At 43.2% G+C, this 21,603-nt stretch carries 18 protein-coding genes; 4 read left to right on the top strand and 14 right to left on the bottom strand.

Going from position 1 to position 21,603, the window contains the following annotated elements; translation table 11 throughout:
* Nucleotides 1-248 precede the first annotated feature (248 nt).
* From GSY63_RS18540 to rpmB, 9 genes are all read right to left on the bottom strand, one after another.
* The gene (locus GSY63_RS18540; RefSeq protein ID WP_166587322.1) at nt 249-1,325 is read right to left on the bottom strand and encodes an Ldh family oxidoreductase; all 1,077 of its coding nucleotides are present in this window, start codon (nt 1,323-1,325) and stop codon (nt 249-251) included.
* Nucleotides 1,326-1,599: 274 nt separating this feature from the next.
* Nucleotides 1,600-2,133 carry an RBBP9/YdeN family alpha/beta hydrolase gene (locus GSY63_RS18535; RefSeq protein WP_166587321.1) on the bottom strand — a complete coding sequence of 178 codons (534 nt, stop codon included), beginning with the start codon at nt 2,131-2,133 and terminating at the stop codon, nt 1,600-1,602.
* 108 nt (nt 2,134-2,241) lie between these two features.
* A complete protein-coding gene (locus GSY63_RS18530) occupies nt 2,242-3,543 on the bottom strand; it encodes a WD40/YVTN/BNR-like repeat-containing protein (RefSeq protein ID WP_166587320.1) in 1,302 nt (433 codons plus the stop codon).
* Nucleotides 3,544-3,592: 49 nt separating this feature from the next.
* Nucleotides 3,593-5,191, bottom strand: coding sequence for a bacillithiol biosynthesis cysteine-adding enzyme BshC (bshC, locus tag GSY63_RS18525; protein WP_166587319.1), 1,599 nt, complete (start codon nt 5,189-5,191; stop codon nt 3,593-3,595).
* A gap of 47 nt (nt 5,192-5,238) precedes the next feature.
* Nucleotides 5,239-6,573 carry a 30S ribosomal protein S12 methylthiotransferase RimO gene (rimO, locus tag GSY63_RS18520; RefSeq protein WP_166587318.1) on the bottom strand — a complete coding sequence of 445 codons (1,335 nt, stop codon included), beginning with the start codon at nt 6,571-6,573 and terminating at the stop codon, nt 5,239-5,241.
* Nucleotides 6,574-6,700: 127 nt separating this feature from the next.
* Nucleotides 6,701-7,666 carry a signal recognition particle-docking protein FtsY gene (gene ftsY / locus GSY63_RS18515; protein WP_166587317.1) on the bottom strand — a complete coding sequence of 322 codons (966 nt, stop codon included), beginning with the start codon at nt 7,664-7,666 and terminating at the stop codon, nt 6,701-6,703.
* 196 nt (nt 7,667-7,862) lie between these two features.
* Nucleotides 7,863-8,024 carry a DUF4295 domain-containing protein gene (locus GSY63_RS18510; RefSeq protein ID WP_166587316.1) on the bottom strand — a complete coding sequence of 54 codons (162 nt, stop codon included), beginning with the start codon at nt 8,022-8,024 and terminating at the stop codon, nt 7,863-7,865.
* A gap of 97 nt (nt 8,025-8,121) precedes the next feature.
* Nucleotides 8,122-8,304 (bottom strand): 50S ribosomal protein L33, encoded by a 183-nt coding sequence (gene rpmG, locus GSY63_RS18505; RefSeq protein WP_074490316.1) that lies wholly within the window; start codon nt 8,302-8,304, stop codon nt 8,122-8,124.
* Nucleotides 8,305-8,392: 88 nt separating this feature from the next.
* On the bottom strand, nt 8,393-8,626 hold the full coding sequence (gene rpmB / locus GSY63_RS18500) for a 50S ribosomal protein L28 (RefSeq protein WP_166587315.1): 234 nt from the start codon (nt 8,624-8,626) through the stop codon (nt 8,393-8,395).
* A gap of 311 nt (nt 8,627-8,937) precedes the next feature.
* On the opposite strand from rpmB, the gene acs reads away from it, so the two are divergent.
* Together acs and GSY63_RS18490 are read left to right on the top strand one after the other, a co-directional pair.
* Nucleotides 8,938-10,839 (top strand): acetate--CoA ligase, encoded by a 1,902-nt coding sequence (gene acs / locus GSY63_RS18495; RefSeq protein WP_166587633.1) that lies wholly within the window; start codon nt 8,938-8,940, stop codon nt 10,837-10,839.
* 56 nt (nt 10,840-10,895) lie between these two features.
* Entirely contained in the window at nt 10,896-11,081 is a 186-nt protein-coding gene (locus GSY63_RS18490; protein WP_166587314.1) for a CsbD family protein, read from the top strand.
* Between the two features lie 142 nt (nt 11,082-11,223).
* Here GSY63_RS18490 and dapA read toward each other — a convergent pair whose 3' ends face one another.
* The 3 genes from dapA to GSY63_RS18475 all read right to left on the bottom strand — a co-directional run bounded on the left by dapA (nt 11,224) and on the right by GSY63_RS18475 (nt 16,808).
* Nucleotides 11,224-12,105, bottom strand: coding sequence for a 4-hydroxy-tetrahydrodipicolinate synthase (dapA, locus tag GSY63_RS18485; protein ID WP_166587313.1), 882 nt, complete (start codon nt 12,103-12,105; stop codon nt 11,224-11,226).
* Nucleotides 12,106-12,212: 107 nt separating this feature from the next.
* Nucleotides 12,213-14,036 (bottom strand): UbiD family decarboxylase, encoded by a 1,824-nt coding sequence (locus tag GSY63_RS18480; RefSeq protein WP_166587312.1) that lies wholly within the window; start codon nt 14,034-14,036, stop codon nt 12,213-12,215.
* A gap of 378 nt (nt 14,037-14,414) precedes the next feature.
* Nucleotides 14,415-16,808: an ABC transporter permease gene (locus GSY63_RS18475; protein WP_166587311.1), complete on the bottom strand. Its 2,394-nt coding sequence runs from the start codon at nt 16,806-16,808 to the stop codon at nt 14,415-14,417.
* A gap of 390 nt (nt 16,809-17,198) precedes the next feature.
* Here GSY63_RS18475 and GSY63_RS18470 point away from each other — a divergent pair, with 390 nt between their 5' ends.
* Nucleotides 17,199-18,851: a M28 family metallopeptidase gene (locus tag GSY63_RS18470; protein ID WP_166587310.1), complete on the top strand. Its 1,653-nt coding sequence runs from the start codon at nt 17,199-17,201 to the stop codon at nt 18,849-18,851.
* A 203-nt stretch (nt 18,852-19,054) separates the two neighbouring features.
* Here the strand turns inward: GSY63_RS18470 and GSY63_RS18465 are convergent, their stop codons facing one another.
* Nucleotides 19,055-19,855 carry an SDR family oxidoreductase gene (locus tag GSY63_RS18465; RefSeq protein ID WP_166587309.1) on the bottom strand — a complete coding sequence of 267 codons (801 nt, stop codon included), beginning with the start codon at nt 19,853-19,855 and terminating at the stop codon, nt 19,055-19,057.
* Nucleotides 19,856-19,941: 86 nt separating this feature from the next.
* On the opposite strand from GSY63_RS18465, the gene GSY63_RS18460 reads away from it, so the two are divergent.
* The gene (locus tag GSY63_RS18460; protein ID WP_166587308.1) at nt 19,942-20,298 is read left to right on the top strand and encodes a winged helix-turn-helix transcriptional regulator; all 357 of its coding nucleotides are present in this window, start codon (nt 19,942-19,944) and stop codon (nt 20,296-20,298) included.
* 151 nt (nt 20,299-20,449) lie between these two features.
* On the opposite strand, the gene GSY63_RS18455 is transcribed toward GSY63_RS18460, so the two are convergent.
* Nucleotides 20,450-21,508, bottom strand: coding sequence for a class I fructose-bisphosphate aldolase (locus GSY63_RS18455; protein ID WP_166587307.1), 1,059 nt, complete (start codon nt 21,506-21,508; stop codon nt 20,450-20,452).
* Nucleotides 21,509-21,603 lie beyond the last annotated feature (95 nt).

The following is a 21,603-nucleotide window of genomic DNA, read 5'->3' as shown; positions in this document are numbered from 1 at the left end:
CATCTTTTAATAATCTCATTTTATATCTTACCGCGAAGGAAATTCATTCCTTTAAGGAGATTTTTGAATCTTATTTTTTGATGCGAGAATCTTTAATAGAATTTTACAATGATACTGGGCCAAAGATGGACATAAAACATAATTGGCCTCAATCTAATGTTTATACAAGAAATCTTAATTCTCAAAAGAGATTAAATGCGTCAAGGCTCACCCAGATTGGGATTGACTTTAGGAAAGCATACAATTAATTATCTCAACTTTTCCACTCCAAACCTCCCAGCCAATTCGTTCAAATCTTTCACAACGGCGTCTACTAAGGGAATGCCGTTTTGGGCGCGATCTATTTCGGCTTCCAACTCGGGTTCGCCGGGGATTATTACCTTTTGATCTGGGTTAATTTGCTCTGCTGATTTAAAACGTTCGATCCAGTTGTCGAGGTTATCCTTAAAATCCTGCGCCGGTCGGAAACCGTCAACCCGCATAGCACCAACAAAATGACCGATGCCCTGACCCGGAGGATTGGCCGATGGTTCTAAGAAAGCCACAAAAGGCGGAACCCAAGGCCCGTAAGCTGCACCGGATAATACGCCGGACAGAATATCTACGATAGAGCCCAGTCCAAAACCTTTATGGCTGCCATGTTCGCGATCGCTACCCAATGGCAGTAATGAGCCTCCTGATTTTAAACTGTGAGGGTCAACTACGGCATTGCCTTGCTTATCCTGAATCCAACCTTCGGGCACATCAATACCTTTGCGTTGGGCAATTTCGAGTTTGCCATTGGCGGCTGCCGAAGTTGCCATATCTACAATTACAGGAGGATATTTACCTGCCGGGAAAGCATAACAAATAGGATTGGTACCCAACATGCGTTCGTTAGAAAAGGTAGGCGCCACCAGCGGACTGGCATTGGTTAAAGCATAACCGATCATGTCTTTTTCTACGGCCATTAACGCATGATAACCGGCAATACCAAAGTGATTAGAATTGCGTACCGCCACCCAACCAGAGCCGTATTTCTCCGCCTTTTCTATAGCAATTCGCATGGCGAAGGGCGCTACAATCAGCCCGAGGCCAGCGTCGCCGTCAACGGTGGCGGTGGTGGCCGTTTCGTGCACGATGCGGATGTTTGGTGTGGCATTAATACGTTGTTTCTCCCAAAGCCTCACATAGCCGCTTAAGCGTGCAACACCGTGCGAATCGATACCCCGCAGGTCCGCCTTAAGCAAAACATCGGCAGCGAGTTTAGCATGCTCTTGCGAACAGCCTATAGCCAGGAATATATTTTGGGCGAAAGTGAGTAGGGTAGATGAAGAGATAAGCATGGATAAATGTAAAGAACCAAACGCGTCATTGCGAGGTACGAAGCAATCCCCAACTTACAGAGACAGTATTTTTGATTAGCGTTAGTCTGCTCATAGCCGCAGGAGCCTAGTTACTTTTGGCTTGATCCAAAAGTAACCAAAAACTTAGCGTAGCGATCTCATGAACGCAATAAAAAATATTAAGACGTAAATAAATCAAGACAGAAAAAAGCTTCCCCGCACAATACCCGCGCATGGCCCGCTTTTCTGTCAGCCTCGAGAGCAATAGTGCCTGTTAATCCAAGGCCTTCAAGATCTCCAAACCTTCATCCCATTTACCAAATCCGGATGATGCATTGATGTGACCCGCCTTGCCAATACTGATGAACTCGCTGCCCCAAGCTTCGGCAAATTGTTCGGCTCGGCTAGGGCTAACATAATAATCATCGCTACTGGATACCACGATAGTAGGGAAGGGGAGCTTATCCAATAACATCGGTGCAAAACCAGTGGTGCCACTTGGATAACTTTCGGCCTCCGTATCACTCGGGCTAACCAGTAAAGAGCCTTTAATGGGTGTTTTATATTCCTTTGCCCAGTTGGCAATGGTATTGCAGGCGAGGCTATGGCCAACTAATAGAACTTCCGCGGGATTGTACTGGTTAATAACTGCATCTAAATTTTCAATCCAATCGTTACACACAGGTGTTTCCCAATCTTGTTGTTCTACACGGATAAAGTTGTATTCGTTTTGCCAGATAGTTTGCCAATGTTGTTCGCCCGAATTGCCCAGGCCGGGTATGATAAGGATGGTTGAGTTAAAATGCATGCTGTAAAATATAAAAAGGATCGGGATAAAAAAATTTCGTTATTGTTGTATGCCCGGATATTAAAGTTGGCTTAGGTACGACATGCTATCAAAGTTTAGTATTAGCTATTAGTTATAGAATCTGATAGCTGGGCGGCTCGATACGATAACGGCACCATTATTGGCAATAATATAAGGCGTACCTCTACCAGCGCCTTCATCATCCCATATTTTTCTAGCTGCGTTCCCGTCATATAGAAACAATCCGCTAAATAATAGATGAAAATAAATATAACCATTTGGAGCCATGCTAGGCATAAATACAAAGGAGTTGGGCAGATTTAATAATCGGGAATAAGTTGCGCCATTATCCTTAGAAACAAATAATCCACCTGTAGGATCCTGGCGACCTTTGTATAACCAGCCATTATTTGCGCAGTACAAAGATACTACCTGCTCAAAGTTAACCCCATCATTTATGTGGCTGGTAACAGCCTTCCAATTAGCTCCAGCATCTGTCGATTTATACAACACGCCGTTGTCGTCAACAAGATATAGGTCTCCGTTTTGGGCTTCTGTAGGATAGGTATAAGCATAAGGATTGTTAGTCAGCCCGTTATTTAATAATTTCCAGGTTTTGCCGTAATCTTCAGACAGATATACATTTCGTTGCCTACTGGTATATATTAATTTACCGGTGCGAGTCATAGCCATATCCCAAAAGACTTCGTTTGCAAACGGAGTGGTTCCCATAAACGTCCACGTTAAGCCCGCATCCTTTGAATAATAAATACCTTCCTGGAAGGCAAGTGCAACCAATTCATCTTTAGGCCCTGCCAAAATAGAAACTATGTTGTGGGTGTCACCTAATCCTTTAACAGGAAACCAGCTGTTACCATTATCATCCGAGTAGCGAACATAGGCTTTGCCTAAACTTGCAAAAATTCTTCCTGTACTAAGTTTGCAAAATTTATTAAGGCTTGCAGTAAATGGTACACAAGCACTCAGATGCCATCCAACTCCTTTGTGTGCCAGCGCAGTACTATTAACTGTAATAGAATCGAGAGGCTTATTTTGTGTGTCGAGCAAGCGCACTTTCAGGTTTTGCTGCCCCGCATTGCCGGCCAACCACCATCTAAATACTACTTTACCCTCTGCTGTAGTTATCAGTTCGTTGGTTAAATCTTCAGCACAACCTGCCCTTAAGAATTGAATATGGTAACCCGTTAAAGCTTTATCATTATTAGTTGCTTTTATAACAATACTGTCTTTGAGCATGAGCCCAACCGTATCTGTTTGATTGTTCCCATTTATAATAGTGAGCTGGTATTTGTCTGCGTTTGATGGACTTTCTTTAGACGATCCATCTTTTTTACAAGAAGCGAGCGCTACGCTTAATAACAGAACGTAGCAAAAATTACGTAGGTTCATAAAGCTTGGTAAGATTTAGTACAACAATATACTAATTATACCTTGTTTGTCAAGCTGTTAGTACCGTAAATTTAAAATCTAGCGGTTGGAAGTTCTCGATCAGTTCGTCGATAAACGACTGGCCATATTTTACGTAGAATAGGCCAAAGTTCTCATTACGCTCCTGCAAACCACCACCGGGAAAGAGGTCGGCTTTGATAGAATCAATCTGTTCTAAGCGGGTACTGTAATTACGTTTTTCGGCGCGGATTAATTTGCGTTCGAGGTTATCAATGGCATGCTTAAGCCTTGCCTGTACCGCTGCAGCAGAAGGCGAAAGGGTTTCGTCTATTTTGCAGGCACGCAGCTTTATTTTTTCGAAGATGTGGTTCAGCTCGCGCCACTCGTCATTAAGGGATAGATCGTGTTTGGTATGTTTCTTAACCCATTCGCTTTTGATATTATCTGCACTTTTGAATAAATCACATGCCTTTAGTTCCATTTTTTGAATCTTATTGGCAGTTTCCTGGCGCATTACCAAGCCCGAGTTACGTAATATCAACACCGGGAAATTGATCTGATAGTGGTCGAAATTAGCTTTTAATTCCAGCCAGTAAACCAGTTCGCCTCCGCCGCCAATGTAGGCAAGGTTAGGTAGAATATATTCCTGGTATAAAGGGCGCATAGCCACATTAGGGCTAAAGCGTTCGGGATGGTCGTTAATTTCCTGTTTAAGTTCGGCTTCGCTAAAGCTGATATCTGTATTTAAGATATGATAACGGTCGTTCTCGAAAACGATGCGTTCGCGCAAGCCTTCTGTCAGATAAAAAAAGTTAATTTCGCGCGGATTAACCTGTATATGTACATTCAGCGTTTGCAGAAGCTGAGTGGTAGCCATAATTTGCTTATAGCTGTTTTGCTCGATAATGTCCTGCGTGATAATACCGGCGAAATGCTTTTTTAGTCGGCTATCATCGGCATCTATAACAACCAGGCCGTATTGTCCGAACAAGGCATTAGCCAAATAACGGGTGCTGTCGGCAAGGTTATCGAAAGCCGAATAAGCTGTTTCCATAATCTGTGCCAGCTCGGGGCCGTGGCCTTCCATGCCTAAAACACCTTTGTACTGGTTAAGGGCGTCGCGTATGGTTTTGGTATTTAGCCTGCCCGTTGCACCTGCAGCATCTAAGCCCCATTGTACTTTTTTGCCGCCAACATTGGTGTAGTTGATCTCGGCAAAATCGTGGTCTTCGGTAGCCATCCAATAAACCGGTACGAAGTTTTTATCGGGGAACGCTTCCTTAAGCTGCTTGCACAGCTTAATTGCAGTAACTATTTTGTAGATAAAAAACAGTGGACCAGCAAAAATATTGAGCTGGTGACCTGTGGTAATGGTATAAGTATCTTCGTTTATTAGAGCAGCGATATTCTCCGTAGGGATAATAGCCTGGCCGTTAACCGGGGTTGTAGACTGATACTGCTCTGTGAGCACCTCTACCAAAAGCTTACGATCTGCGGTTACTTTTTTGTCGTTAAACAGATCGGCAAAACCCTTCAGATCGGGGCGATAGGCATAAAATGATCTCAGATCGGGCTGATCGTCCAGATAGTCGGTAACGGTTTTCGAAAAATAGCCGGTGTCTTTGTAGTTGATACAGGTGGCATCCATTGTGTCAAAAGTATATTATTGATCTAAATGCCACGCTAACTTTGCAATTATTTTACAATTTGTCCATAAAGGTCAAAGTCCTCCGCATTGTCAATCTTCACGTTTACAAATGTACCAATAGTGGCATATTGTGTCGTGGCGTCGATCAATACTTCATTATCAACCTCTGGAGAGTCAAACTCAGTACGGCCGGCAAAATAACCACCTTCCATTTTGTCGATCAATACTTTGTAAGTGTTGCCAATTTTCTCCTGATTTTTATCGAAAGAAATTCCTTGCTGAATTTCCATAATGGCATCTGCGCGTTCCTGTTTTACTTCTTCCGGAACATCATCAACCAGATTATGTGCGGCAGTTTTTTCTTCGTGCGAGTAAGTAAAACAACCCAGGCGGTCGAATTTTGTGTCTTCAACCCATTGAGCCATTTCTTCAAAATCCTGCTGGGTTTCGCCAGGATAACCAGTGATCAACGTTGTACGCATGGCTATGCCCGGAACCTTATCGCGAATAGCATTTACCAGATCAATTGTTTTTTGCTTGGTGGTACCACGACGCATCGATTTCAGCATATTATCTGTAATGTGCTGCAATGGCATATCCAGGTATTTGCAAATGTTATCGCGCTCGTTCATAGCGTCCAAGATTTCCATCGGGAAACCGGAAGGGTAGGCGTATTGTAAACGAATCCATTCGATACCGTTAACGTCAGACAAGCGGCGAAGCAACTCGTCTAAATTACGTTTACCGTAAAGATCAAGGCCATAATAGGTTAAATCCTGAGCGATCAGAATCAGTTCTTTAGTGCCATTTTTAGCCAACGACTCCGCATTTTTTACCAACTGATCCATCGGCGTGCTTACGTGCTTACCACGCATTAGCGGGATGGCACAGAAAGAGCATGGACGGTTACAACCTTCTGCAATTTTAAAATACGCGAAGTGCGAAGGGGTAGTTAAAAGGCGTTCGCCCAGTAACTCGTATTTATAGTCGGCACCGATCGATTGCAATAGATTTTGCAGGTCATTGGTACCAAAGTAATTATCAATGTTTGGAATTTCGGCTTCCAGCTCGGGTTTATAACGCTCGGATAAACAACCGGTAACGATTACCTTACCCACCTTACCCTGCTCTTTAAGCTCACTGTATTGAAGAATAGTATCGATAGACTCCTGCTTCGCATTGTCAATAAAACCGCAGGTATTAATTACCACAATATCATTTTTACCCACACGCTCAGCTTCATGCACTACGTCGAACATGTTTCCTTTGAGTTGGCCCATTAGAATTTCCGAATCGTAAGTGTTTTTAGAGCAGCCAAGAGTAACCACGTTTACACGAGGTTTGGCAGGTTTAATTGATTTGTCTATTGATTTTGTCTTCATCTATCTTCTAATCTCTTTCGCTTTTTCTTATATATCGTGTCATTGCGAGGAGGTACGACGAAGCAACCTCGTAGTTTGATTAGCGACGAGGTTGCCGCGCTGGCACTCGCAATGACATATTAGGATATTATTTCTTAAATAACGAGTCCACAAACCCCTTGCGGTCAAATAACTGCAAGTCGTTCATGCCTTCGCCTACGCCTATATATTTAACTGGGATCTTAAACTGATCTGATATTCCGATCACCACACCGCCTTTGGCCGTGCCATCAAGTTTGGTTAACGCCAATGCATTAACATCAGTTGCCTGTGTAAATTGTTTGCATTGCTCAATAGCGTTTTGTCCGGTTGATGCGTCCAATACCAGCAATATTTCGTGCGGGGCACCCGGAACCACTTTTTGCATTACGTTTTTAATTTTGGTTAGTTCATTCATTAAACCAACCTTATTATGCAAACGGCCTGCAGTATCTATAATAGCTACATCATCGCCGTTAGAAACGGCAGAACGCAGGGTATCGTAAGCAACCGAAGCAGGGTCTGAGCCCATAGCCTGTGATACTACACGAACACCAACCCGCTCGCCCCAAAGTATAATCTGATCTACCGCCGCGGCCCGGAAGGTGTCGGCAGCACCTAAAACTACTTTATTACCGGCTTGCTTTAACTGATGAGCCAACTTGCCAATGGTTGTTGTTTTGCCAACACCATTAACACCCACAACCATAATTACGTATGGCTTGTGGTCGCCGTACTCGAAACTGTTAAAATCGTTGCTGTTATTTTCGGCTAGCAGTTGCTGAATCTCATCGCGCAATAAGCCATTGAGTTCAGAAGTGCTTACATATTTATCGCGGGCAACACGCTCCTGTATGCGCTCAATAATTTTTAGGGTAGTACTAACACCAACATCGCTGGTAACCAGTATTTCTTCCAGCTCATCCAGCACATCATCATCAACGGTTGATTTACCGGCAATGGCTTTGGATATTTTGGAAAGGAAATTGTCTTTAGTTTTTTCCAGACCAGTATCAAGCGCCTGCTGCTCTTGTGGTGTACTTTCTTTTTTCTTAAAAAAATCAAATAATCCCATACTTGTTTTTGTGCGGATGTAATGATTTGCAAAGGTGCGAATTATTAAGTGTACCCTTACACCTCAATAACAACACCATTGTCAAAAAAACTGCGAATCTGACTGGCTTGGATAGAGCCAAACAGATTATGTGTTTACAAAAAAAGCCCTCTGGCAAAACTGCAAGACGGCTTTTATGCTTTTACTAAGGGCTTAATTAAGCTTTAGCTTCGTTAATTGCATCTTTAACGTGATCGTTATGTACAATTAATTCTTTGAATGAGTAAGCACCGGTTTTAGGTGATTTCACCATGGTAATTACTTTAGAGTACTCTTTACCTTTACCAGTTTTTAGGGTTGCAACTACTTTCTTTGCCATCTTTTTTAGTTTGTAGTTATTGAGTTACTTAGTTATTGAGTTATCAGTTTCTAAAAAACTTAATACACCTAATAACTTAATAGCTAAATAACCAATATTACTTAATTTCTTTATGAACGGTTACTTTACGTAAAACTGGGTTAAACTTTTTTAACTCCAATCTTTCGGTTGTATTTTTCTTGTTCTTAGTGGTAATGTAACGTGACATACCTGGCATACCGCTCTCTTTATGCTCGGTGCACTCTAATATTACCTGAACTCTGTTGCCTTTTTTAGCCATTTTCTTTTAAATTATTGAGTTAGCGAGTTACCGGGTTATCGAGTTAAAACTTAATAACCCAATTACCTAATCATTCACCAACGATCTACTAAATATATCCTTTTTTTACAAATTTATTGATACAAGCAGTTATACCGTTCTTGCTGATAGTTTTTACAGCAGAAGTAGATACTTTTAAAGTGATCCATTTATCTTCTTCAGGGATATAAAACTTCTTGATCTTTAAATTAGGATAAAACTTACGCTTGGTCTTAACGTTTGAATTAGAAACGTTATGGCCGCTCATCGGGCTTTTTCCTGTTAAATCACAAATTCTTGACATGACAATTCTGTTAAATGATTACGCTTTTTCTCAAAAGAGTTTGCAAATATCGGTTTTTTATCTTTAATAATCAACAGTGTTTGGAAAATAATTCAAAAAGATATTAACATGTGAATAACTCCTCAATAATTGACTATAAGGGTTTTGCGGGCTTGCTACACTCTATGTGTTAAACGCTATAATTATTAACCTTTAAAAGAGCCTCGACAACATTTTGAGTAATTATTTATCCTAAAAGTTACTGTTTTATTAATGCCTGTTGAAGCAAATTTTACTAATTTACGCCACCATTATATACTATCATGAGCAACATGAAGATCAAATCTTTCGAAGAATACAAAGAAACTTACAGATACAGTGTAGAGCAACCCGAAGCATTTTGGGCCGGCATTGCCGAAAATTTTCAATGGAGAAAAAAGTGGGATAATGTTTTAAACTGGAACTTTAAAGAACCCAAAGTTAAATGGTTTGAAGGGGCTAAATTAAACATAACAGAAAATTGCCTTGATCGCCATTTAGAAACCCTGGGTGATAAACCAGCCATTATTTGGGAGCCAAACGATCCTACCGAAGATCACCGTGTATTAACTTATAAACAACTGCATGACAAAGTTTGCCAGTTTGCCAATGTGCTCAAAAACAATGGCGTAAAAAAAGGCGACCGTATTTGTATCTATATGCCAATGCTGCCCGAGCTGGCTATTGCCGTTTTGGCCTGCGCCCGTTTAGGTGCTATCCACTCGGTAGTGTTCGGGGGATTTTCGGCACAATCAATTGCCGATAGAATTAAAGACGCGGAGTGTAATGTGGTAATTACAGCCGATGGCGGTTTCCGCGGTACTAAAGACCTGCCGCTGAAATCTGTTATCGACGATGCATTAGTACAATGCCCTTCTGTTAAACGTGTAATTGTACTTACCCGCAGCCGCACGCCTGTTTCTATGATTAAAGGCCGCGACGTTTGGTGGGAAGACGAGATTAAAAAAGTAGAAACCCAGGGCAATCCCGAATGCCCGGTAGAAGAAATGGATGCCGAGGATATGCTTTTTATCCTTTATACATCAGGTTCAACCGGTAAGCCGAAAGGGGTGGTGCATACCTGCGGTGGCTACATGGTTTATGCAGGCTACACATTTGCCAACACTTTCCAGTACACCCCGGGCGAAGTCTATTTCTGTACAGCAGATATCGGCTGGATAACCGGTCACTCTTATATTGTATACGGGCCGCTTTCACAAGGGGCTACCTCGGTAATGTTTGAGGGGATACCAACCTACCCGGACGCTGGTCGTTTTTGGGACATTGTGCAGAAGTATAAAGTAAATATTCTGTACACCGCACCAACTGCTATCCGTTCGTTAATGAGTTTTGGCTTAGATCCTTTGAAAGATAAAGACCTTAGCTCGCTAAAAGTATTAGGCTCAGTAGGCGAACCGATAAACGAAGAAGCATGGCACTGGTTTGACGACAATATTGGCCATAACAAAGCCCCTATAGTAGATACCTGGTGGCAAACCGAAAATGGCGGGCATATGATAACACCAATTGCCGGTGTTACGCCAACCAAGCCCGGCTATGCCACTTTACCTTTGCCTGGTATTCAGCCGGTTTTGGTTGATGAAAATGGTAACGAGATTGAAGGAAACGGCGTGAGTGGGAACCTTTGTATTAAATTCCCTTGGCCGGGTATATTACGCACCACCTATGGTGACCATGAACGTTGCCGCCAGACTTATTTTGCTACTTACGAGAACATGTATTTTACCGGCGACGGTTGTCTTCGAGATGAAGATGGCTACTACCGTATAACAGGCCGTGTGGACGATGTGCTGAACGTATCCGGTCACCGCATTGGTACCGCCGAGGTTGAGAATGCCATTAACATGCACAGCAGTGTTGTAGAATCAGCAGTGGTAGGTTATCCACACGATATTAAAGGCCAGGGTGTGTATGCCTTTGTGGTAAGCCCAGGCCACCACGGCGATGCCGAATTGAATCGCAAGGACATCATCATGACTGTGCAGCGTATAATTGGCCCTATCGCCAAACCTGATAAAATTCAATTTGTAAGCGGATTACCTAAAACACGTTCGGGCAAAATTATGCGCCGCATTTTGAGGAAGATTGCCGAAGGCGATACTTCTAATTTAGGCGATACAAGTACATTATTAGATCCGGCTGTGGTTGAGGAAATTAAGGCAGGTGCTTTGTAATTTCTAAACTAATTTTATTTAGCTGTGTTAAACTAATATATCTAAATAAGAACAACATGGACAAGTTAGAATTAAAAGGCGGCTGGAACGAGCTGAAAGGCAAGATAAAGCAAGCTTACGGTGATTTAACCGACGACGATTTAGTACACGAAGAAGGTAAAGACGATGAACTATTAGGCAAGCTTCAACAAAAAACCGGCAAAACCCGCGATGATTTGGTGAAGTGGATCAATAGCTTATAATAATTCAGATTCACTGATAAAGTAAAAGGCCCAAAGATAATCTTTGGGCCTTTTACTTTATATTTCTTACTGTCCTTGCTTCGTTCCTCGCAAAGACAGTTTTTAAAAATCTTGATTCCTGATTCTCGATTCTTGACTCTCTTTACCCTATAATCCTTTTAGTCTCCGCAATAATCTTGTCCTTAACAACATCGCTTACCTGTACCAGTGGTAAGCGTACAGTATCACCACAAACACCGATCTCTTTCAGAGCGGTTTTAACGCCCGCAGGGCTGCCTTCAACAAACATCAGGCGGGTGAAGTCTATCACATCATAATGTCCATGTTGCGCTTCTTTGAACTTTCCTTCGAGGCAAAGATCAATCATGGTCGAAAACTGTTTTGGCAATGCATTACCAACCACAGAAATTACACCAACCGCACCCATCGCAATCATCGGGAACGAGATCGGATCATCGCCAGAGATCATCATAAACGCTTCGGGCTTATCGCGCATAATCTGGTTCATCTGATCAAAATTGCCCGACGCTTCTTTAATAGCGATGATGTTGTTAAAGTCTGTAGCCAGTTTTACAGTAGTTTCGGCGCTTACGTTGCTGCCTGTACGGCTTGGTACGTTATATAAAATAATTGGCAGGGGCGATGCTTCAGCAATCGCTTTGTAGTGCAGATAAATACCTTGTTGGGTTGGTTTATTGTAGTTGGGGCTGGCCGATAAAATTGCATCATAACCTGTAGTGTCGAAACCTTTAATTTCTTCAACAACTTCAGCAGTATTGTTGCCGCCAATGCCGGCAACCAATGGCACGCGGCCGTTATTCACTTCCGCAGTAAATGCCCAAACCTTCTTCTTCTCTTCCTTATTTAAAGTGGCGCTTTCGCCGGTTGTACCTAATGAAACTAAATAATCGATGCCACCCTCAATCAGGTAGTCGATCAGTTTTCTTAGCGCGTCATAATCAACCTGACCGCCGTTGTCAAATGGGGTTACCATGGCTACCCCAGTACCGTAAAATTTGTTCATTTTAAATAAAAAAGTCCGCTAAGTTAAGGATTAAGTTGATTTCTTGAAGAGTTGATTGACGCATTTGTTCAAGGTTCATTGGTGTGCGCCAATAGATTACCAATGGCTTAAATTATTCCTTTTTTTACTAACTCGTCAACACGCTTCTCAACCTCGGGGTCTTTTATCAACTCGGGAGCGTGGTGAGGTTTCATCCTCGCATCAATAATCAGCGGACCGGTACAACCCCAGTGCTTATGTTCGATGAAGCTGTTAATGCCGAAGATATCGTGCGATGGGTTACTTCGTGTAAACGTAACCCAAACCAGGTTGTTGATGTTGGCCGCGGTAAACTGGGCATCGTCACATAACACCATTAAAGGCAAGCCGTTAAGGTTAATGGTTTTAACGTGATCGTTTAGCAGGGCAATTTGCTTTTCGGTTTCCAATTCCAACTGATATTTTGGGGCCTTAATAGCTAGTACTCCTGGCATAGCCAATTTATAGTCCGTAAACATTTCAGGCAGTGTAAAGCCCGATGGCAGGTCAGCTATTAACTCGCGTTTTACATCGCCGGCCACGGTTAGCGCAACCTTGCTGCCGCTGTTTAGGCCGCTTCCACTATAATCGAGGGTATCGATAGTAGTTTTGGTGTAGAAGTGCAGGTCGCGGGTTAGGTCGATGCGTTCGAGGCAGTGTTTCAGGAATCCGTAAATGTCATTTACGTTCAATTTCGGATCATCCTCCTGAGCTGCAATAAAAAGATATTTGGCAAGGCTAAGTTGGTTTTTACCCAGTATATGATTAGCAATGGTTAGGATTTCCTGAGGCTTGCGTTCTTTAATGTAAGGAGTATAGCGCTCGCTTCCCGTGGCAAATAATAAGGGGTGTACACCAGCAGCATCAACGGCGTTTACGGCGTGCAGACCAGGTATTTCTTTAGGAAGGGCAGAGCCGGTGATCTCATGAATCAGCGCGCCGAAGCTGGTGTCTTCCTGAGGCGGCCGGCCCACCACGGTGAACGACCAAATTGCGTCCTTTTTGTGATAAACGTTATGCACCTTCATCAACGGGAACGGGTGCGTAAGGCTGTAATAACCTAAGTGATCGCCGAAAGGACCTTCGGGTTTGTTTTCGTGAGGCATAACCGTGCCGGTGATTACAAAATCGGCATCGGCAGACATACAAAAACCTTCGGGATCATAAAAATAACGGAAACGGCGATTGCCTAAAGCACCAGCGAAGGTCATCTCAGATAAGCCTTCGGGCAAGGGCATTACCGCCGCAACTGGGTGCGAAGGTGGCCCGCCAACGAAGATGCTAACCTTTAGTGGCTGGCCTTTTGCGTTGGCCTTAGTTTGGTGTACGCCAATACCACGGTGCAATTGATAGTGCAGGCCGATTTCCCTATCCTGAACATAATCGTTACCACCCAATTGTATGCGATACATCCCCAAGTTGGCGTTCATGATGCCGGGCTTGTCTGCATCTTCGGTATAAACCTGGGGCATGGTTACAAAGGGGCCGCCATCCATAGGCCAGTTTACAATTTGCGGCAGGGCGCTTACTGTTGTTTTTTCGAAATTCTTGATATGACTGCTACTCACTTTCATGGGCAGGGCAGAGAGAGCTGTTAAGCCCACGTTGGCATATTTTAAAGGGTTTTTAAGCGCCTTCATTGGGTCGGTTTTTATGCCGACGAGCGTTTTGATCTTAGGCAGGGTATCCCGAAATATAAATTCGGAACGCTCGAGCGTGCCGAACAGGTTTGATACAGCCGGAAACTTGCTACCCTTCACTTTCTCGAATAACAGTGCCGGACCCTGCTGCTCATATACACGCAGATGAATGGCGGCCATTTCGAGGTGCGGGTCTACCTCTTCTTTAATACGGATGAGGTGACCATGTTTTTCCAGATCTGTAATGCAGGCTTGTAAGCTTTTGTAACCCATTTATTTGTTTTGTTCTTTTGGGTCTGAACAATAAAGTGTTTGATTCCCTTCTCGAGAGGGGGCGCAAAGTTATTTCAGACAGGTTCAAAAGTAATAATTAATGCGGTTAAGCATGTGTAGAAAATGGTTGGTTTTAAGCCGCCGGGTGGTGCATGGTGCAATGCACCATATGCACCACTGTGTTCCTACTTAAAAGTCATTTTTGTTTGCAATGCTTTTATAATGAAAGTGTTGCGATTTTTGCGGGTTTCGAAAATGAAGCCATGCACCACTTTTCACTACTTTTAAGTCATTTTTCGCTGGCAAAATGTCGCCAGCGAAAAATTAAAAAAAATATACTAGCGCTGTTAAGCAATTATATTAGTGACAAGTTGGTCATTACTCAGACCGTAAAGATTTAACCGGATTGGCAAGGGCCGCTTTTATGCTTTGATAACTAACCGTAAGCAAGGTGATGGCTATGGTACCCAAACCGGTTAGTGCAAAGATCCACCATGATAGGTCGGAGCGGTATTTGTAATCCTGAAGCCAACCGTTCATAAAGTAATAACCTATCGGTACTGCTATAAAAAGCGATATCAGGATCAATACTACAAAGTCTTTACTCATTAACTGCCACAAGCTTAAAACGGTTGCGCCAAGCACTTTTCTCACCCCAATTTCTTTGGTGCGCTGTTCGGCCATAAATGAGGCCATACCAAACAAGCCCATGCAGCTAATAAAAATTGCCAGTATGGTAAAGAAACCCGCCAGGTTACCTATACGCTCTTCATTACTGAATTTTTTGGCATAATCTTCGTCGCTAAAAATATAGCCGAACGGACTGCTTGGGTCATACTGCTTAAACACGGCTTCTATTTTAGCCAATGCCTCGTGCATACTAACATTAGGATTTACACGGATATTAACCACAACGCCCCTTTGATTAAGCATTGGGAACAGGGTAGGCTTTACAGGATCATAGGGTGATGACATAACCATATCGCTCACTACGCCAATAATGGTATATTTTTTACCATTGCTAACAATCTCGCCAACAGGGTTTTTAAAATTCATAAATTTTGCTGCGGCTTCATTTATAACCATTGCCGAAGAATCCGTCAGAAAATCCTTCGAAAAATCGCGGCCCTGAACTATTTTCCAGCCAGCCGTTTTACCAAATTGAGTTGATACCGGAATGGTGCCAAAATCATCCTGTAAGCCCGCGGGTTTGCCGCGCCACTCGAAACCGCTATTGTTTGACCATACGCCAGTTAGGGGACTGCCAGACTCGGCCATCTCCGTAACTACGCCCGAACGGATTAGATCGCTCCTAACGGCATCGAAACTTTGATGGATGATGGGTGTGCGCATATCAATCCTAAGCAATCCATTGCGATTATAACCAACCGGGCGGTTTTTGGTAAACTGTACCTGCCTGAAAACCACAACCGTGCCGATAATTAAAACTACTGATATAGTGAATTGCAATACAACAAGTACCTTACGGGGCATTGATGCAAGCCTGCCAACTTTAAATGTACCCTTCAGCACTTTAACCGGCCGAAAAGATGAAAGATAAAGCGCAGGGTAGCTGCCGGCAATTAACCCGGTGATGATGCTGAATACTACACCGCCGATCCAAAATAAGGGATTTTGCCATGGCACACTGAGCGTTTTATCTGCAATATTATTAAACCAGTTGAGGCTTAACTGTACCAGCAGCAAGGATACAATGAATGAAAAAATAGCTGTCAGTATCGATTCGCTGAAGAACTGTGAAATGAGCTGAAGGCGGAAAGAACCAAGCGTTTTGCGTATACCTACTTCTTTGGCTCGTTTTTCTGATTGCGCGGTGCTTAAGTTCATGAAATTGATGCAGGCCAGCAATAATACAAACACGCCTATTATGCCAAACATCCACACAAATTCTATAGCGCCACCTGTGTTTACTCCATCTTTAAATTCCGAATAGAGGTGAAGTTTCGACATCGGCTGTAAAAACATGGTGGGGTGAAAGGTTGCCCCAACTTTATCGCCCTGGGCAGCAATGTTTTTTAACTTAACATCTTTAATTTTTGCTGAAACCTTGTCGATGTCGGCATTGGGATTGAGTTGCGCAAATATTTGAAATGAATTGTTTCCCCAACGGGTCGAGGCTCTTTTTATCCATGGTTCCGAATCTACATACAAGTCCCAAGGCGTTATAAATGCCACTTCGCGTAGCTCGCTGTTGTGTGCAAAATTTTCATAAACACCGCTTACTTTCAAGTCGTAAGCATTATCAAATTTAATTACCTTGTTAATAGGGTCGGCATTGCCAAAAACGGCCTTCGCGGCCGATGCAGATAGCATTATAGACCTTGGATCGGTTAAACCACTACGCGTGCCTTCAACCATTTTCAAGGTAAAAAGATCGGGCGCTTCCGGTTGCATGTAGTTGCCGTTTTGTACAACCTTGTTATCGCGGTATGTTAAAATATGGTCGCCGGTCCAGCTGGAAAGTACTGCATATTTAAAATCGGCCTTGTAATCCTGCCTAAGTGTAATGCCCATGGGTATGGGCATATCATTTTGAGTGCCTACAACGCCATTAAAAGTTTGGTGCTGCATAACCTGCACTATGCGGTTGTAATTGGCAAAACTTTTATTAAAAGAGAGTTCATCCCATATCCAAAGGCCGATCAAAATGGTTACCGCCATCCCTACAGATAAACCTAGTATGTTAATTACAGAATGCGCTTTATTCTTAATCAGATTTCTCCAGGCTATTTTAAAGTAATTTTTAAGCATAATTTGTGGGTGTTTGCATCAATTATTCCGACCGTGAACTTTCAATCAGTTTTAAAGCGCAATGCTTGTGCCTTAAATGTAACTAGTTCGTATTCAGTTATTTGTATTTGTTATTCAGAGAGAAAACGTACGGTTTCGATACACCGGGTGAACGGTTATAAGCACCTTTACCAGTCGGCAATTTAAGCCAGTTTAAGCGTCCACGCTTCTGTTTTGTTTTTTTTACTGTCACCGCAGGGTCTCTCGCAGAGGACCCTGAGCACGCATACAAATCAGAAAGGCATCGCAGGGTCCTCTGCGAGAGACCCTGCGCGAGCGAAATTATTAATTCTGAAAATTCAGGTTCAGACAACCCGGAAGATGCGTATTTTGCCAATTCAACTACAATAAATGAAACTGACACCCATTAAATTATCTCTACTTGCCGCTTGCTTAACAGCCAACCTGTATCAGGCATCAGCACAAAATACCGACGGCTTAAACGCTTTTAGCGAAGCCAGCTATCGCAAATATGTAAGTGAGGTGGCCTCTGATAAATTACAAGGCCGCCTGCCTTTCAGCAAAGGAGAAACCGCCACGCTAAGTTACCTGGAGCAGCAGTTTAAAGCTTTGGGTTTGGAGCCAGGCAACAAGGGCAGCTACCTGCAGCCGGTGCCAATGGTTTCTATCAATACTAATCCCGATCCGCAGATGAAAGTTACCGGAGCGAATGCAAGCTTTGATCTGGAAGGTTTAAAAGATTATGTATTGTGGACCCGCCGTACAGATGCCCGAATTGATATAAAAAATGAAGACCTGGTTTTTGCCGGCTTCGGTATTTCGGCACCTGAGTTTAACCACGATGACTATGCCGGACTGGATGTGAAGGATAAAATTGTAGTGGTGTTGGTAAACGATCCGGGGTATTATGATGCTAAACAGTTTAAAGGAAAAACCATGACCTACTATGGCCGTTGGACCTATAAATACGATGAGGCCGCCAAGCACGGTGCCAAAGGTTGTTTAATTATACACGATACTGCGCCGGCCGCTTATGGCTTTAGCGTAGTTGCCAATAGTTGGAAAGCATCGAAACTATACCTCGATCCACGCGGTCACGAAAGCTATAAATGCGCTTTTGAGGGTTGGCTGACGATGCCTGCTGCCGAAAAGCTGTTTGCAACTATTGGTACAGATTACAAAACCATGCTGGCTAAGGCACTTGCACCTGGTTTTAAGGGCAGCGCGATGGGATTGAATATTACTACCGGTTTAAGTACTACTTGTAAATATAACCAGTCGCACAATGTGGTTGCCAAAATCACCGGAACCAGGCATGCAGATGAATGTATTGTTTATTCGGCACATTGGGACCACTTTGGTATCAGCAAACCCGATGCCAAGGGCGACAGCATTTATAACGGCGCTATAGACAACGCCAGCGGAACTGCAGGTTTATTGGAGTTGGCCAAGGTATTTAAAAGCTTAAAAACGAAGCCTGAACGTACTATCGTATTTTTATCTGTAACTGCCGAAGAACAGGGTTTATGGGGATCGGCCTACTACGCCGAGAATCCGGTGTTTCCGAAAGATAAAACCGTGGCTGATATCAATATGGATATGTTTTACCCTTATGGTAAAACCAAAGATATTTCGGTGGTGGGTTATGGGCAATCGGAATTAGAAGATTACCTGGCCGAAGCCGCCAAAACGCAAGGTCGCCACATAGAGCCGGAAGCTGTGCCATCTAAAGGGATGTACTTCCGTTCAGATCACTTCAATTTTGCGAAGGTTGGTATCCCGGCCCTGTATATCGAAACAGGTACCGACCTGGTAGGCAAAGGTAAAGAGGCTGGCCTTCAAATGCACGACAACTACAACAGCACCGTATACCACAAACCAAACGACGAGTACGACGCTGCAACCTGGGATGTAAGCGGCACTATACAAGATCTTCAACTGGTATACCTGGTGGGCAAAAAGTTGGCTTATAGTGCCGAATGGCCAAAATGGAAGGCTGGCTCGGAGTTTAAGGCAGTGAGGGAGAATTATTTGAAGAAGTAGCAGTTGCAAATAGTAGTTACGATTTTGATTCAATTGCTAACGGGATGGTTAGCATGAGGTAAGCTTTTACCTTACGTAAGCTGAAAGCTTACCTCATGTTTGGTCACAAGTTAAGCTATGCTAAACTTGCTATAGCGATAGTGGACAACGCTCTTACTGAAACAGCTTCTACGCCAAATCAACCTTTTTGCATGCGCAGAATGCTATTCACCGAAAATTAATTGCTTAAGGCCTTTTCTAAATGCTTCATCGCCTACTTCAAGTCGTTGTGCATACATTGCCTTAGCATCTTCGCCGCAAACGTAACGCAGGATATCTTTGCCATCTGTTGCGGCCTCATACACTATTTCCGCAATTTGCTCCGGTGTAGAAATGCTCTGCGGGTTATTAACTATAGCAAGAAATTTTGCTAATAGGTCATCGTAATCGGTGTGCGATGGTAATATGGTCCTTTCAGACATATCGGTGGCTACCAAACCCGGTTCGATGTTTTTGATGCCGATGTTAAATTGTTCTAACTCAAAAGACAGACTTTCGCTCCAACCTTCTAACGCCCATTTGCTGGCATCGTACATGGAGCTGAACGGAAAGGCCATTATCCCGGCGGAAGAGGTCATATTAATAAACAAACCTGATTTTTTAGCCTTGAAATTTGGTATAAATGCTTGTACAACCCGCACAGTGCCCAAAAAGTTAGTTTCCATTTGCTTAACTATTTGTTCGTCGGTTGTGGCTTCCAGAGGGCCGAGCAAGGCATAACCTGCATTATTAAAAACTACATCGATGTTGCCTAAAGACAAAGCCTTTTGAGTAGCATCTTTAATTTGATCAAGGTCGGTTACGTCTAATGGTAAAACGGTTACGTTATTCAACCTGGCTAGTTCTGTATCGTTTTCTGGCCTGCGCATGGTGGCAATTACTTTCCAACCTTTTGCAGCAAATAATTTAGCAGTTGCTTTGCCTATGCCTGCCGAGGTTCCGGTTATGAAAATTGTTTTTGTCATCTGTTTTGATTTTGTTTTGGGTCAAAACTATCGGAGATTAACTATACATTTGCTATTAATTACCTTTAGGATAGTGACTATTTTTTATGACAGCTGTAAAATGCGAATCGCCCAAACTAGATAACGAACGGATATTGGCCCTGAAAGATGCTATTGAGTTGCTAAGTGGCAAATGGAAGTTTTGTATCCTGCTCAATTTATACAGCCTTGGTACTATGCGGTTTAAAGACCTCATGGAAACTTCGAATGGTATAACGCCTAAGGTGCTATCGAAGGAATTGCAAGAACTGGAAGAAAATCTGCTGATTACCCGAACGGTTAATAATACCAAACCTGTTACTGTTTCTTACGCAATTACGCCGCACGCTATTGAAACCCAGGCTGTAATTAATGCACTTATTGAATTTGGGCTAAAACACAGAAAGAAGATTAAGGGGAAATAGATGCTGTTTCCCGTTTTTGCAGAGCATCTTATAAAAGCCCGGGCAGGCGTGCAAATCGAAAAAAGCATCATAGGATCCTTTGCAAGAAACTTGGAGCAGATGAAAAGAAAACAGTGGCAAGCCTGAAATTGTCACTTGCCACTGCTATGATTTATGCCAAATCGATCTCCTTTGCCAGATACACATCCTGTATAGTGTGCAGAAATTCTACACCTTCGGCAAACGGGCGCTGGAAAGAGCGTCGGCCTAATATCAACCCCGAGCCACCGGCGCGTTTATTAATTACCGCATTTTTTACAGAATCGGCCAGATCTGATGCGCCTTTAGATTCACCGCCTGAATTAATTAACCCGGCGCGGCCCATGTAGCAGTTAGCTACCTGATAGCGGCACATGTCTATAGGGTTATCTGAGGTATATTTGCTATACATCAGCGGATCTGTTTTAGAGAAACCAATGGTGGTGAAGCCTCCGTTTACATCGGGCATTTTTTGTTTAATGATATCGGCCTGTATAGTTACGCCAATGTGGTTAGCCTGGGCGGTAATGTCGGTGGCGGTTTCGTAGTTTACACCATCTTTTTTAAAAGCATTGTTACGGGTATAGCACCATAAAACGGTAGCCATTCCTAGCTGATGCGCGTGTTCGAAAGCTTGGGCTACTTCTACAATTTGCCGGTCGGACTGCTCCGAGCCAAAATAAATGGTGGCACCCACGGCAGCTGCCCCCAAATTCCAGGCATCCTCTACCGTGCCGAACATAATCTGATCGTATTTGGTAGGGTAGGTAAGCAACTCGTTATGGTTCATCTTTACTAAAAAAGGTATTTTGTGGGCGTACTTACGGGCAACTATGGCCAGGTTACCAAAAGTAGTAGCCACGGCATTAGAGCCAGCCTCTAACGCCAGTTTAATGATATTTTCGGGGTCGAAATACAGCGGGTTTTTAGAGAACGATGCCCCTGCGGTATGCTCTATACCTTGGTCGACAGGTAGTATCGACAAATAGCCTGTACCACCCAGGCGGCCATGATTATAAATAGCTGCAAGATTGCGCAGTACCTGCGGGTTGCGGTTGCTGTTTACAAAAATCTTATCAACAAAATTGGGAGAGGGCGCATGAATTACATCTTTAGAAAATGTTTTGCACTCGTGCTGTAACAGGGAGTCGGCATCTTTACCTAACAGTTCTGTGATTTTTTGGTACGACATAGCTATGTTTTTGTTAAGAGTATGATGATAAAGTTTGAATAGTTACCGTCCCTTTTGGGGATAGCAAAAGCATTCAAATCTTTATATCAAACTTA

It is taken from the genome of Mucilaginibacter agri (genome assembly GCF_009928685.1).
Lineage (GTDB): Bacteria > Bacteroidota > Bacteroidia > Sphingobacteriales > Sphingobacteriaceae > Mucilaginibacter > Mucilaginibacter agri.
This window is presented reverse-complemented; position numbering and strand designations above follow the sequence as displayed.

Coding starts and splice junctions, on each gene's coding strand:
- GSY63_RS18540 (WP_166587322.1), bottom strand. CDS start 1,325: ATGCTTATCTCTTCATCTACCCTACTCACTTTCGCCCAAAATATATTC.
- GSY63_RS18535 (WP_166587321.1), bottom strand. CDS start 2,133: ATGCATTTTAACTCAACCATCCTTATCATACCCGGCCTGGGCAATTCG.
- GSY63_RS18530 (WP_166587320.1), bottom strand. CDS start 3,543: ATGAACCTACGTAATTTTTGCTACGTTCTGTTATTAAGCGTAGCGCTC.
- bshC (WP_166587319.1), bottom strand. CDS start 5,191: ATGGATGCCACCTGTATCAACTACAAAGACACCGGCTATTTTTCGAAA.
- rimO (WP_166587318.1), bottom strand. CDS start 6,573: ATGAAGACAAAATCAATAGACAAATCAATTAAACCTGCCAAACCTCGT.
- ftsY (WP_166587317.1), bottom strand. CDS start 7,666: ATGGGATTATTTGATTTTTTTAAGAAAAAAGAAAGTACACCACAAGAG.
- GSY63_RS18510 (WP_166587316.1), bottom strand. CDS start 8,024: ATGGCAAAGAAAGTAGTTGCAACCCTAAAAACTGGTAAAGGTAAAGAG.
- rpmG (WP_074490316.1), bottom strand. CDS start 8,304: ATGGCTAAAAAAGGCAACAGAGTTCAGGTAATATTAGAGTGCACCGAG.
- rpmB (WP_166587315.1), bottom strand. CDS start 8,626: ATGTCAAGAATTTGTGATTTAACAGGAAAAAGCCCGATGAGCGGCCAT.
- acs (WP_166587633.1), top strand. CDS start 8,938: ATGAAGATCAAATCTTTCGAAGAATACAAAGAAACTTACAGATACAGT.
- GSY63_RS18490 (WP_166587314.1), top strand. CDS start 10,896: ATGGACAAGTTAGAATTAAAAGGCGGCTGGAACGAGCTGAAAGGCAAG.
- dapA (WP_166587313.1), bottom strand. CDS start 12,105: ATGAACAAATTTTACGGTACTGGGGTAGCCATGGTAACCCCATTTGAC.
- GSY63_RS18480 (WP_166587312.1), bottom strand. CDS start 14,036: ATGGGTTACAAAAGCTTACAAGCCTGCATTACAGATCTGGAAAAACAT.
- GSY63_RS18475 (WP_166587311.1), bottom strand. CDS start 16,808: ATGCTTAAAAATTACTTTAAAATAGCCTGGAGAAATCTGATTAAGAAT.
- GSY63_RS18470 (WP_166587310.1), top strand. CDS start 17,199: ATGAAACTGACACCCATTAAATTATCTCTACTTGCCGCTTGCTTAACA.
- GSY63_RS18465 (WP_166587309.1), bottom strand. CDS start 19,855: ATGACAAAAACAATTTTCATAACCGGAACCTCGGCAGGCATAGGCAAA.
- GSY63_RS18460 (WP_166587308.1), top strand. CDS start 19,942: ATGACAGCTGTAAAATGCGAATCGCCCAAACTAGATAACGAACGGATA.
- GSY63_RS18455 (WP_166587307.1), bottom strand. CDS start 21,508: ATGTCGTACCAAAAAATCACAGAACTGTTAGGTAAAGATGCCGACTCC.